Genomic DNA, 12656 nt, shown 5'->3' with positions numbered 1-12656 from the left:
CAGTCCCCGAAGCCTTTTACCTAAGGTATACAGACTTCATAACCTGACTCGCGTAGCTTTTCAGCGAGCGCAGACTTCGCTCCAGAGTCCCCATGCACCAATCGAATCTGCCCAATATGTTCTGCAGTTTGCACAAACTCAATAAGCTCTTGTTGGTCAGCATGTGCCGAATAGCCACCCAACGTATGAATACCTGCCTTGATCCAAACCTTTTCATGGTCCAGCTCAACGTAACCACAACGCGGTCCATACTTTTGAATATCCCGCCCCGGCGTTCCTTGAGCTTGATAACCTACAAAAAGAACATCGGTGCGAGAATCCGGAAGTAGCGCTTTAAGGTAATTCAGCATTCGCCCGCCTGTACACATGCCACTAGCCGCAATGACAATACACGGATCACCACTTTGCTGAAGGTAATGCACAATGCGCTGATGCTCATCATGTGAATCAATTACATGTAAGCGCTCGAAGTCTAATGGGTGCCGATTCACTGAAACGCGATGTTTAGACTCTTGGTCCCACAGCGACTTCATCACTTTGTATTTCTCTGTGAATTTAGCAGCCATAGGGGAGTCGAGAATGACCAGAATGTCTTTCCAGTCCGGATTATTCTGGCGTTCATGGAACAAAATATCTTCTAATTCGTAGAGCAACTCTTGGGTTCGGCCAATGCTAAATGCTGGAATAAGGACCGTACCGCGGTCGCGCATACACTTCTCAACCACAGACTGCAACCGCTCCTGCCGCTCAGCACGGTTCTCATGATTCTTATCACCATAAGTACTCTCAAGCACCAAAACATCCGCTCGCTCCAACGGCGCCGGATCCGGCAACAACGGCGAGTTTTTGCAGCCTAAATCCCCAGAGAACACCACCCGGGGACTGGCTTCAGCCTGTCCCCTTTTGTCGGATTCTTGGGACAGGCTGAAGCCAGTCCCTGAAGTAGGCATTGATGTTGAACCAATACCTACCTCAACAAAAGCCGACCCCAGTATATGCCCAGCTTGCCGAAACCGAATCGAAACATCCAAGGCGTCAATCCGCTGCCAAACATCAAACTCAACAGGAACCAGTAACCGCTCTATTACGCCCAAAACGCCTTCAATTAAGCCACGATCTCGGGTTAAACCAACTTTCAAGGCATCCTCGATAACCATGGGCAATAGGTGAGCTGTAGCCTGAGTACAGTAAATAGGCTTGCGAAACCCAGCCATTAACAACCAAGGCAAACGACCTACATGGTCAATATGACAATGCGTAATGACCAAAGCATCGATATGGTTTATGGGAAAGTCGACTTCTTGATGATTTGCGGAACCGCGGTTGTGGTGAGAGCTTCCGGATGTTTCAGCACCTTGGAATAGACCGATGTCGACAATTAAAGACCGACCGTGGGGAAATTTAAGTTCGTGGCAAGAGCCGGTTACGCCTTCGCGGGCACCGTGGTGGATGAATTGTACGTCCATGTTTTATTCCTTTTGTGCCGATTCGTTTTGTTTCGTTAAATCATTGAAGTATTTACGTTAAAAACTACTCATACAGGGGTAGCACAAAAAATATACAGCGACAAATATATCCTTTAACATTTTTTTCGAATTTATTTGCTTTCTTTAAACACGACCACTTCATTTCAAGCCATGAATAACGTAGAATTGGTGGGCTCGATTGGGTCAGTTTAGAGAGTTGAGTGAACAAAAAAACTCCTAAGTTCCTGATAATAAAAAAGTGTGGCCCAAATGCTTGTTATTAGTGAGGGGGCGGCCGTAATACGGCATGCCTGAAGAGGGATATTTCGCAGTATGTCAGCCTGGTATTTATTGCACTGCAAGGCAAGGCAGGAAGCCCGCGCAAAATTGAATATCGAAAACCAAGGTATTAATACCTGTTTTCCGCAAATTTCAGTTCAAAAAATTCGCCGTGGTAAACGTACTACAGTGAACGAGCCCCTGTTTCCGAATTACCTATTCATTCAAGTCGATCAAGACCAAGCAAATTTTAATGCACTACGAAGTACCCGTGGTGTAAGCGGCTTTGTTCGCTTTGGCGGTGTACCCGCGGAAGTGCCAGATCAGGTTATGCAGCAGCTTATCGAGTTAGAAGCCAGCGAAGAACTAAGTAACTTTTCTTCGCAGTTCGAAGCAGGCTCACGTGTGCAAGTAGAAGAGGGCCCATTTGCAGGGCTACAAGCTGTTTACCAATTAGCTAAAGGCGAAGAGCGCTGTTTAGTGTTGTTAGACATGCTAGGCAAGCAACAAAGAATTGAAATTGAAGAGCGCGTATTAAGAGCGCTGTAATTTATAGAATGGACCGCTGCGCGGTCTGTAAGAAATGGGGACTGGCTTCAGCCTCGCCCCAAAAGCTTAAGAAAATACAGAAAGAACAAAAAGGCACATTGGGAGCCACAACCCACGGGCGGAAGCGTGCCTGAAGGTATAGAGTACAAAAAAATTAAGTGGGACGGCTCGCTGTGCGGTTTGCCGAAAAGATTAAAATTCAAATAACAATCAAAATTGGGACTGGTCTTCAGCCTGTCCCCATGAAGCCGAATAATCAAACAAAGCGAATAACCTCATGACAGAACAACAAAATCAACAACAGCAACGCTACGAGGACGAAATAGATCTCAAAGAGCTATTTATAGCATTGTGGAAAGGTAAATGGATAATCATCGCGGTTACGTTTGTATTTGCCGTTGGCTCCGTTATGTACGCAATCAACCAGCCTAATATTTATCGTTCTGAAGCCCTATTGGCTCCAGTTGAGGATAGTGGTGGTATGAATATTCCTGGTCAGCTTGGTGGGTTAGCTGCTTTGGCTGGGGTCAATCTTGGTGGTAGCGGTGGCGGGAAAGTAGCGCTTGCACTTGAAGTTTTAAAATCAAGGGAGTTTCTTGGTAGGTTTATCGAAAAGTACGACCTCAAAGCACCAATTATGGCAGCTGAAAATTGGAACCGTGGGAATAACACTCTTGTTTTTGATGGAGAAGTTTATAACCCAGAAACAAACGAATGGGTTCGTGAAGCTCCTGCTGGTAGACAAAAGGAACCTTCTTTAATCGAAGTCTATGAAGAGCTTTCAAAGTTATTATCGGTGAGTCAAGACACACAAACTGGAATGGTGAAAATTAGCATAGAGCACTATTCCCCTTACCTCGCTAAAAATTGGGTGGAGCTCTTGGTAAATGAAATAAATGAGGAAATGCGAAATCGTGAAATGACTGAGGCTTCGAATAGCATTCAATATTTGGAATCTCAACTTTCAGCAACGAATCTAGCTGAGGCTCAATCGATGCTTTTCTCATTGATTGAAGAGCAAACCAAAACATTGATGTTAGCTAATGTCCGTCCTGAGTACATTCTGAGAACACTCGATCCTGCTATTGTTCCGGAGTTGAAAGCTAAGCCTTCGCGAGCGTTTATCTGTATTTTAGGTATAATGCTCGGGGGCATGCTTTCCTGTTTGTATGTTCTCATTAGATATTTCCAGAAAAAAGATTAATAACCAATGAAAGTATTAAGTGTATTTGGTACGCGTCCCGAAGCGATTAAGATGGCACCTTTGGTAAAGGAACTTACCGCCGACTCACGCTTCGATGCTCGTGTATGTGTAACTGCGCAGCACCGAGAGATGTTAGATCAAGTTCTTGAGTTATTTGAGATAGAACCCGACTACGATTTAGATATCATGAGTCCTGGTCAGAACTTGACGCAGGTGACAACTAGAATTCTTGAAGGGCTCGATAAAGTCCTTGACGATTTTGCACCTGATGTAGTTCTTGTTCACGGGGACACTGCAACCACACTCTCTGCTTCTCTTGCCGCCTTTTATAAACAAGTAAAAGTAGGACATGTTGAGGCAGGACTAAGAACTGGAAACATATATAGCCCATGGCCGGAAGAGGGAAATCGTAAGCTGGCAGGAGCTTTGGCAAATTTTCATTTCGCGCCTACAGAAACATCCAAGAGGAACTTGCTTGATGAAAAGGTGCCAGAAGCCAACGTAGTCGTCACAGGCAACACTGTTATTGACGCTTTATTTCTTGTTAGAGATAAAATTGAGAAAGATTTAGACATTAAAGCTCAATTAACATCTACTTATTCGTTTTTGGATGATGCAAAAAAAACTATCCTTGTGACGGGCCACAGAAGAGAAAGCTTCGGTTGTGGCTTTGAGAGAATTTGTCAAGCATTACGAGAAATTGCAATTGAACACGACAATCTTCAAATTGTTTACCCAGTGCATTTAAACCCTAGAGTTCAGGAGCCAGTTAACAGACTCTTGAGTGGATTAGATAATGTGCACTTAATCGAGCCACAGGATTATCTCCCATTTATTTACCTTATGAACCGTGCGGACATTATTTTAACTGATTCAGGTGGGATACAAGAAGAAGCTCCCTCAGTAGGTAAGCCTGTTTTAGTCATGAGAGACTCTACTGAAAGGCCTGAAGCCGTTGAGGCTGGCACAGTTAAATTGGTAGGTACAAGCGTCGAGAAAATAACATTTGAAGTTAGAAGCCTTCTTTTATCAAAAGAGTCTTATGACAGAATGAGTCGAGCGCACAATCCATACGGGGATGGGAATGCCTGTTCTAGAATTTTAGATTTTTTAGCGAAGGCTAAGTAAAATATGAATTTTGAGAAAGTAAGTGTTATCGGGCTGGGATATATAGGTTTACCGACAGCGGCAGTGTTCGCTTCTCATGGACTGACCGTGGTAGGAATTGACGTAAACGAAAAGGCCGTAAACACGATTAATGAAGGAAAAATACACATTGTGGAGCCGGATTTAGATTCGGCAGTGTTTAATGCTGTAAAAAAAGGAACGCTTAAGGCGTCGCTTACCCCTGAGCCTGCGGATGCTTTTATCTTTGCAGTGCCCACCCCCTTTAAAGGCGGTAATCACCAACCTGATTTAAGTTATATTCAATCTGCAAGTGAAGCGATTGCACCTGTGCTTGAAAAAGGTAATCTCGTTATTTTAGAGTCGACGTCACCTGTGGGAGCCACCGAACAAATGGCCGAGTGGTTAGCGAAAGCTCGACCTGATCTGACTTTTCCACAATCACATGGCGAAGACTCCGATATTAGAATTGCACACTGTCCTGAACGCGTATTGCCTGGTCACGTGATGAGAGAATTAATTGAAAATGATCGAGTCGTAGGAGGTATGACCCCTAAATGCTCTCAATTCTCGGTCGCGCTATACAAAACCTTTGTGAAAGGTGAGTGTGTTGTAACAAATGCACGTACAGCGGAGATGGCAAAGCTTACTGAGAATAGCTTCAGAGACGTCAACATTGCATTTGCAAACGAACTATCAATTATTTGCGATGAACTGAGTATCGACGTTTGGGAGTTAATAGCGCTCGCTAATCGCCACCCTAGAGTAAACATATTGCAACCTGGTCCTGGTGTTGGTGGTCATTGTATCGCAGTAGACCCTTGGTTTATCGTGAGTAAGACGCCAGAGCGAGCTCGCTTAATTAGAACTGCTCGTGAAGTGAATGACAGCAAGCCTGATTGGGTAATCGAAAAAGTCAAAATTGCAATGACGGACTTTTTACAAGCCAACCCAGACAAAAACATTAAAGATGTAGTAATCGCTTGCTACGGAATTTCTTTCAAGCCTGACATTGATGATTTGAGAGAAAGTCCAGCCCTTAATATTTGTGAAAAGGTTTCTGAAGCTCATTCGGGGAGAGTTTTGATTGTGGAACCAAATATAACTGATCTTCCAAGCTCACTTGAGAAATGCGAGTTAGTTGATTATAGCGTTGCTCAATCAACAGCAAATATTCATCTATTATTGGTTGACCATAGGGAATTTAAGAGCAGTGAACAACCACATGAGGGGCTCGCTATTGATACAAAAGGTATTTGGGGTAAAGAATGAACAATGTACTGGAACTAATCGGTAGAGAATCCACTTTATTTGAGGAAGATATAGAGAGCAGTGAGCGTGAACTAACCCAAATCGTTGGCCAGTCATCGTTTCTGGTTCTTGGTGGTGCTGGTTCAATAGGTCAAGCAGTCACGAAAGAAATATTCAAACGTAACCCGCGTAAACTTCATGTTGTTGATATTAGCGAAAACAATATGGTGGAGCTTGTTAGGGATATTAGAAGTTCGCTTGGTTATATCAATGGGGACTTTAAAACATTTGCACTGGACATAGGATCTGTCGAATACGATGCGTTCATCAATGCTGACGGAAAATATGACTACGTATTAAACTTGTCTGCACTGAAGCATGTTCGGAGTGAAAAGGATCCGTTCACTTTAATGCGAATGATAGATGTGAATGTTTTTAATACTGACAAAACCATTGGGCAAGCAATTGAGAAAGGAACAAAAAAATATTTCTGCGTTTCAACTGATAAAGCTGCGAACCCAGTCAATATGATGGGAGCATCTAAGAGAATTATGGAAATGTTTCTTATGCGTAGAAGTGAGGAAATAGAGATATCTACTGCTCGTTTTGCGAATGTCGCATTTTCAGATGGTTCTCTTTTACATGGTTTTAATCAACGGATTCAGAAGCGCCAACCAATTGTCGCGCCGAACGATATCAAGCGCTATTTTGTCACTCCCCAGGAATCTGGTGAACTGTGTTTAATGTCATGCATATTCGGTGAGAACAGAGATATTTTCTTTCCTAAATTAAGCGAGGCCCTTCATCTGATTACCTTCGCTGAAATTGCTACAAAATACGTCCAGCAATTAGGATATGAACCATATCTTTGTACAGATGAAAATGAAGCTCGAGAACTAGTTAAAACTCTTCCAGAGGAAGGTAAATGGCCTTGTTTATTTACTTCCAGTGATACAACTGGTGAAAAGGACTTTGAGGAGTTTTTCACTGAAAAAGAGGTTCTTGATATGGTGCGCTTTAATAATCTCGGAGTGATCAAGAACGATGCCGTGTACGAATCTGAGCTTCTTGAGTTTTTTGAATGTGAAATCACTGAGTTGAAAATGCAGCGAGCATGGCTAAAAGACGATTTAGTGAAGCTATTTCACAGAATGATTCCGGAATTTGGTCACAAAGAAACGGGGAAATACCTTGATAGTAAGATGTAAGGTCTAACATGACGGAACGATTGATAGAATTCATACGCGATTTATACAAAACAAAAGAGTTCATTCCTCTTCATGCGCCCACGTTTGCTGGAAATGAAATGAGGTATGTGAGTGACACGATTGAAAGTACTTTTGTTTCTAGCGTTGGTAAGTATGTCGATGACTTCGAAAGAAAGATTGAATCTTTTACGGGCTCACCAAAAGCAGTCGCTATAGTTAACGGAACCGCAGCATTGCATACATCCCTATATATGGCGGGTGTTAAGTCTGGGGATTATGTTATTACACAAGCACTCACGTTTGTCGCTACATGCAATGCGCTTCATCATATGGGTGCGGAACCGATTTTTGTGGATGTTTCTAAAGTAAGCTTGTCACTATGTCCAAAAGCTCTGGATGAGTTTTTAACAGAGAATGCTATTCGCGATGAAGATGGTTGTTTTTTCAAGTCTGATCGCAGACGAATAAGCGCTGTTGTTCCAATGCACACCTTTGGTCACCCGGCAGAGTTAGATGAGCTTGTAGTAGTCTGTGATAAATGGAATATCACATTAGTGGAAGATGCAGCAGAGAGTCTGGGCTCTTTCTATAAAGGAAAGCACACGGGGACGATTGGAGATTTCGGTGCATTGTCATTCAATGGTAACAAGATTATTACTACCGGTGGCGGGGGTATGGTTCTTTGTAAGGACTTGGAGCAAGGAAAAAGAACAAAACATGTGACGACTACTGCTAAGGTTCCGCATCCATACGAGTTCCTCCATGACGAACCTGGATTTAATTATAGGTTGCCTAATTTGAATGCGGCACTAGGGTGCGCGCAGATGGAGAGATTAGAGTTATTTTTGGCTGAAAAAAGAGCACTTGCTCAACATTATAAAGAGTTCTTTGCAGACGGGAATTACCACTTCGTTGAAGAGCCAAGTTATGGAGTTTCAAATTATTGGCTGAATGCCATAGTTTGTGAGAGTGAAGAAGAACGTGATAATTTACTTCTCAATACCAACGAACAAGGGGTAATGACTCGTCCAATATGGAAGCTCATGCATCGACTTCCTATGTTCGCTAGTGCGCATACTGACGACCTGATTAACTCGCTATATTTTGAACAGAGACTAGTGAATTTGCCAAGCTCACCTAGAGGGTTTGTATGAGAAAAATAGCTGTTTTTACAGGAACCAGAGCTGAATATGGCCTGTTATACTGGATCATGAGAGAGATACAAGAATCTATTTCGTTAGAACTTCAACTGTATGTAGGGGGTATGCATCTGTCTCAAGAGTTTGGATATACAATCGACCAAATCAGACTGGATGGTTTTAGTATAACCGAAGAACTGAATTTTTTGTTATCGTCTGACACTCCAGTAGGTGTGGCTAAGTCCATGGCTCTGGCAACTATTAACGCGAGCGAAGTACTCGAACGGCACAAGCCGGATGTACTCGTTGTTTTAGGTGATAGATTTGAAGCCTTAGCTGTAGCTCAGGCGGCTATGCTGTCTCGTATTCCAATAGCACATATTCATGGTGGTGAAACCACTGAAGGGCTTATTGATGAAGCTGTTCGTCATTCTTTGACTAAAATGGCACATCTTCACTTTGCAGCAACTGAAACTTATCGAAAGCGAATAATTCAACTAGGGGAACAACCTAGGCGAGTATTTAATGTCGGTGCACCTGGAATCGATAACATTGTCAAGATGAACCTTTTGGATGTTGATGACTTATCCAGTTCATTAGATTTTGACTTGACAAAAGACTACTTTATGGTTACCTACCATCCGGTAACTCTAGCCGATGACGGAGAGTCCCAAGCTCTTGCTAATTTATTGGAATGCTTGACACTATTCCCCGATTATAAATGTGTGATTTCATACCCGAACGCTGATCCAAATGGTCGCCGCATTATTTCCATGCTTGAGAGGTTTCGGGATGAGAACTCCGATAGAGTCTATTTAGCGCGGTCGCTTGGGCAACTGAGATATTTGAGCTTGTTGAAAGGATGTAGTGCAGTAATTGGAAATTCATCTAGCGGATTAATTGAGGCTCCCACTTTTAACGTCCCCACGGTTGATATAGGGGAAAGGCAAGCAGGTCGGATTGCTGGTAAAACTGTGATCAAATGTGAAGAAGATAGAGAGTCAATTTCTACAGCTATAAAACTTGCACTTTCAAAGGAGTTTATTGAGGAGTGTAAGTTACAAAGCAACCCTTATGGGGGGGGAGGGAGTTCGAGTTCTATTGTCCATGTGCTTGCGAATGAGAATCTCGATGGGATTCTTCAAAAGAAATTCTATGATTTGGGGAATGATGCATGAAACAGGTTGGTTTCATAGGCTGTGTTGAATCTAGTTGGCTGGCACTTTCTACATTAATGGCGATGGACGGTATTGAAGTTGTTGCTGTCGTAACAAGAAGTAACTCCTCATTTAATGCAGATTTCAAAGATTTGACTCCTATTTGCCGGTCAAACAATATCCCTTTTATTTGTGTTGATGAAAGCGATCAATCTCCGGAGACCTTTTTGAAGCGATTTGAACTTGATTTGATTTATTGTATTGGGTGGAGTGAAATCTTAAGGTCTTCTATATTGAATCTTCCTAAGGATGGCGTTATCGGCTTTCATCCAGCGAAACTCCCAAGGAATCGTGGTCGCCACCCGATAATATGGGCATTAGCTCTTGGGCTTAAAGAAACCGCGTCGACTTTTTTTCTTATGGATGAAGGTGCTGACTCGGGGCCTATTATTAATCAAAGAAATATAGTAATAGAAGATAAGGACTGCGCTGGAAGCCTGTATAAAAAAATTCTTAACATCTCGCAACGACAGATAGCAGAACTTACAGAGGAATATCTGAACACTTCTCAGTTCTCTGTAATAAAGCAAGATTCATCGGTTGCAAACTATTGGCGTAAGCGTTCAAGGACAGATGGAATTATTGACTGGCGGATGCCAGCTAAAGCAATTCACGATCTGATAAGAGCGTTAGCAGCACCTTACCCGAATGCAGAATTTATTTTTAAAGAGACCTACGTAAAAGTTTCAAAAAGTTGGTTGGAGAATAAGCCTGCGCCAAGAAACATAGAGCCCGGTAAGGTGGTAGAACATAATAGCGATAGAATCCTTATAAAATGTGGTGGTGAATCCAGTATTTGGATAAGAGTTAATGAAGCCTCTCCAGTGCCGAAAGTTGGAGAATATTTATGAAAAAATTATTGGTCGTTGCTCCTCATGCCGATGATGAAACACTTGGCTGCGGAGGCACATTGCTTAAGTATGCCTCTATGGGGTATGAATTGCATTGGCTTATAGTCACTCAGGTAAAAGAAGAGTTTGGATTTTCGAAGGATAGGGTGAAGACCCGAAGAGATGAAATTAATAAGATATCGGTGCAGTATCCCTTTTCATCAGTGCATGAGCTAGGATATGAACCTGCAGGGCTAGATAAAGTGACTATGGGGCACCTAATTACCTCAATCTCAAATATAATAAAGGAACTAGAGCCCGAACAGGTGTTGACCGCATATCGAAATGATGCCCATAGTGATCATGAAATCGTATACGATGCGGTGATGTCGGCAACGAAGTCATTCCGATATCCTTTTGTGAAACGGATATTAGCTTATGAAACAATCTCGGAAACAGATTTTGGTATGAAACCAGAAGATGGTGGATTTAAACCGAATGTGTTTGTCGATATTAGTGAGCATATCAACAAGAAACTTGAGATTCTTACAATTTTTGAATCGGAGATAGCGGATTTTCCGTTTCCAAGAAGTTTGATTGCCTTAGAATCTCTTGCTCGCGTGCGAGGTGCGCAATCGAATAGCCTTGCGGCGGAAGCTTTCATGCTGATTAAGGAAATTATATGAAAACATTAATAATCGCTGAAGCGGGAGTAAACCATAACGGCCAAGAGGATCTTGCGTTTAGGCTCGTTGATAAAGCTTTTGAGGCGGGCGCTGACATAGTTAAGTTTCAAACATTTAAAGCTGCTAATATAGCTACCGCACAAGCCTCTCAGGCCAGTTATCAAACCGCGAATACAGGTAAGAAAGAGTCCCAGCTCGAAATGCTCAAGCGATTAGAATTGAGTTACGATGCTCATCATAAGTTGATCAAATATTGTAATGAATTGGGTATTGAATTCCTATCTACTGCATTTGACAGTGAGAGCCTTTCTTTTTTGGTAGATGTACTGGGCCTTAAACGCTTAAAAATACCTTCAGGTGAAATCACTAACGCTCCACTAGTTTTGGAACACGCGAGAACAGGTTGCGATTTAATTGTTTCAACTGGTATGGCTACTTTGGCTGACATTGAAGCCGTGCTTGGGGTTATAGCTTTCGGCTACACAGCCAAGAGGGACACTAACCCATCAATAGATGCTTTTCGAGCAGCTTATTTTTCCGATGAGGGTAAAGCAGCACTTAGACAAAAAGTTACCATATTACATTGTACCTCAGAATATCCAGCACCATTGAATGATATTAATCTTCGGGGGATGGATACTATCGGCGCCGCTTTTGGTTTGACGGTTGGTTACTCTGATCATAGTGAAGGTATCGTTGTTCCCCTAGCTGCAGTGGCTCGAGGAGCTAGATTAATTGAAAAGCACTTCACCGTGGATAAGAATCTAGAAGGACCAGACCATAGAGCGTCACTTGACCCTGAAGAACTCAAGTCGATGGTGCAAGGTGTTCGGGCTGTAGAGCTAGCTTTAGGTGATGGTATCAAAGGACCAAGGCCTTCAGAAATCATCAATATGAACTCCGTAAGAAAAAGTATTGTCGCGAGTCAGGATATACGTGCTGGTGAATTATTCTCTGCACAAAATATCTTGATAAAAAGGCCAGGTAACGGTATGAGCCCATATGACTACTGGACAATTCAGGAAAAGCAAGCTTCAACCGATTATAAGTCTGGGGAGTTGATTAGTGAGTAAACCTGTATTAGTGCTTGGAGCAGGGGGGCATGCTACCGTATTGATAGATATCCTTCGACAGCTTGATAAGACTATTTTGGGTGTAGTTGCAAGAGATAAACCTGAAGCAAAAACAGTATTTGAAGGTATCCCTTGCTACGAATCGGATGATGCAGTGCTTGGTTTTGATAAAGAACAAATCTACCTTGTTAATGCTATTGGTTCGATGCCAGGTAATTCGTTGAGAAAAAAAATACAGCAGCACTTTCGTCAGCATGGCTATCGGTTTCTAACGGTTGTATCTCCTAAAGCAATGGTATCTGAATTTGCTCGTCTTGAAGAGGGGGCGCAAGTCATACACGGTGCAATTGTAAATGCTCATAGTCTTATTGGTGAAGGTACGATTGTTAATTCCGGAGCGATCATCGAACATGATTGTATGATTGGTAGGTACAACCATATAGCTCCGGGTGCTGTATTATGTGGTGGTGTAGTATCTGGAAATAACGTACACATAGGAACTGGAGCAAGTGTTATTCAATCAACATTAATTGGTGAGAACGTTATGGTCGGAGCCGGGTCAACTGTTGTTTCGGACTTATCCGATAATTCAAAGCATTATGTTGCTAAGCCATTTATTTGTTGAGGCA

Annotated in this window: 12 protein-coding genes; 11 read left to right on the top strand and 1 reads right to left on the bottom strand. The window is 42.5% G+C overall.

Annotated features, from left to right (window positions below):
* Positions 1–20 precede the first annotated feature (20 nt).
* On the bottom strand, positions 21–1466 hold the full coding sequence (locus EYQ95_RS05770; protein WP_111914956.1) for an MBL fold metallo-hydrolase RNA specificity domain-containing protein: 1446 nt from the start codon (positions 1464–1466) through the stop codon (positions 21–23).
* Between the two features lie 333 nt (positions 1467–1799).
* Here EYQ95_RS05770 and rfaH point away from each other — a divergent pair, with 333 nt between their 5' ends.
* The 11 genes from rfaH to EYQ95_RS05715 all read left to right on the top strand — a co-directional run bounded on the left by rfaH (position 1800) and on the right by EYQ95_RS05715 (position 12652).
* Positions 1800–2294: a transcription/translation regulatory transformer protein RfaH gene (rfaH, locus tag EYQ95_RS05765; RefSeq protein WP_111914955.1), complete on the top strand. Its 495-nt coding sequence runs from the start codon at positions 1800–1802 to the stop codon at positions 2292–2294.
* A gap of 277 nt (positions 2295–2571) precedes the next feature.
* Complete coding sequence (locus EYQ95_RS05760) at positions 2572–3498, top strand: Wzz/FepE/Etk N-terminal domain-containing protein (RefSeq protein WP_111914954.1); 927 nt, start codon at positions 2572–2574, stop codon at positions 3496–3498.
* A gap of 6 nt (positions 3499–3504) precedes the next feature.
* Complete coding sequence (gene wecB, locus EYQ95_RS05755; RefSeq protein WP_111914953.1) at positions 3505–4626, top strand: non-hydrolyzing UDP-N-acetylglucosamine 2-epimerase; 1122 nt, start codon at positions 3505–3507, stop codon at positions 4624–4626.
* A 3-nt stretch (positions 4627–4629) separates the two neighbouring features.
* Complete coding sequence (gene wecC / locus EYQ95_RS05750) at positions 4630–5895, top strand: UDP-N-acetyl-D-mannosamine dehydrogenase (protein ID WP_111914952.1); 1266 nt, start codon at positions 4630–4632, stop codon at positions 5893–5895.
* Positions 5892–7082 carry a UDP-N-acetylglucosamine 4,6-dehydratase gene (locus EYQ95_RS05745; RefSeq protein WP_111914951.1) on the top strand — a complete coding sequence of 397 codons (1191 nt, stop codon included), beginning with the start codon at positions 5892–5894 and terminating at the stop codon, positions 7080–7082. Before wecC ends, EYQ95_RS05745 begins: the two co-directional genes overlap by 4 nt.
* A gap of 8 nt (positions 7083–7090) precedes the next feature.
* On the top strand, positions 7091–8236 hold the full coding sequence (locus EYQ95_RS05740) for a LegC family aminotransferase (protein ID WP_111914950.1): 1146 nt from the start codon (positions 7091–7093) through the stop codon (positions 8234–8236).
* The gene (neuC, locus tag EYQ95_RS05735) at positions 8233–9399 is read left to right on the top strand and encodes a UDP-N-acetylglucosamine 2-epimerase (RefSeq protein ID WP_111914949.1); all 1167 of its coding nucleotides are present in this window, start codon (positions 8233–8235) and stop codon (positions 9397–9399) included. Before EYQ95_RS05740 ends, neuC begins: the two co-directional genes overlap by 4 nt.
* The gene (locus tag EYQ95_RS05730) at positions 9396–10289 is read left to right on the top strand and encodes a formyltransferase family protein (RefSeq protein ID WP_111914948.1); all 894 of its coding nucleotides are present in this window, start codon (positions 9396–9398) and stop codon (positions 10287–10289) included. Before neuC ends, EYQ95_RS05730 begins: the two co-directional genes overlap by 4 nt.
* Positions 10286–10954 (top strand): PIG-L deacetylase family protein, encoded by a 669-nt coding sequence (locus EYQ95_RS05725; RefSeq protein ID WP_111914947.1) that lies wholly within the window; start codon positions 10286–10288, stop codon positions 10952–10954. Before EYQ95_RS05730 ends, EYQ95_RS05725 begins: the two co-directional genes overlap by 4 nt.
* Positions 10951–12027: an N-acetylneuraminate synthase gene (neuB, locus tag EYQ95_RS05720; RefSeq protein WP_111914946.1), complete on the top strand. Its 1077-nt coding sequence runs from the start codon at positions 10951–10953 to the stop codon at positions 12025–12027. The genes EYQ95_RS05725 and neuB overlap by 4 nt, the downstream gene beginning before the upstream one ends.
* Positions 12020–12652, top strand: a complete 633-nt coding sequence (locus tag EYQ95_RS05715) for an acetyltransferase (protein WP_207801089.1) — start codon at positions 12020–12022, stop codon at positions 12650–12652. The genes neuB and EYQ95_RS05715 overlap by 8 nt, the downstream gene beginning before the upstream one ends.
* The last annotated feature ends 4 nt before the right edge of the window (positions 12653–12656 follow it).

Source organism: Lysobacter sp. N42 (assembly GCF_004344885.1).
The sequence above is the reverse complement of the archived record's forward strand: the minus strand, read 5'-3'. Positions and strand labels throughout refer to the sequence as shown.

Coding starts and splice junctions, on each gene's coding strand:
- EYQ95_RS05770 (WP_111914956.1), bottom strand. CDS start 1,466: ATGGACGTACAATTCATCCACCACGGTGCCCGCGAAGGCGTAACCGGC.
- rfaH (WP_111914955.1), top strand. CDS start 1,800: ATGTCAGCCTGGTATTTATTGCACTGCAAGGCAAGGCAGGAAGCCCGC.
- EYQ95_RS05760 (WP_111914954.1), top strand. CDS start 2,572: ATGACAGAACAACAAAATCAACAACAGCAACGCTACGAGGACGAAATA.
- wecB (WP_111914953.1), top strand. CDS start 3,505: ATGAAAGTATTAAGTGTATTTGGTACGCGTCCCGAAGCGATTAAGATG.
- wecC (WP_111914952.1), top strand. CDS start 4,630: ATGAATTTTGAGAAAGTAAGTGTTATCGGGCTGGGATATATAGGTTTA.
- EYQ95_RS05745 (WP_111914951.1), top strand. CDS start 5,892: ATGAACAATGTACTGGAACTAATCGGTAGAGAATCCACTTTATTTGAG.
- EYQ95_RS05740 (WP_111914950.1), top strand. CDS start 7,091: ATGACGGAACGATTGATAGAATTCATACGCGATTTATACAAAACAAAA.
- neuC (WP_111914949.1), top strand. CDS start 8,233: ATGAGAAAAATAGCTGTTTTTACAGGAACCAGAGCTGAATATGGCCTG.
- EYQ95_RS05730 (WP_111914948.1), top strand. CDS start 9,396: ATGAAACAGGTTGGTTTCATAGGCTGTGTTGAATCTAGTTGGCTGGCA.
- EYQ95_RS05725 (WP_111914947.1), top strand. CDS start 10,286: ATGAAAAAATTATTGGTCGTTGCTCCTCATGCCGATGATGAAACACTT.
- neuB (WP_111914946.1), top strand. CDS start 10,951: ATGAAAACATTAATAATCGCTGAAGCGGGAGTAAACCATAACGGCCAA.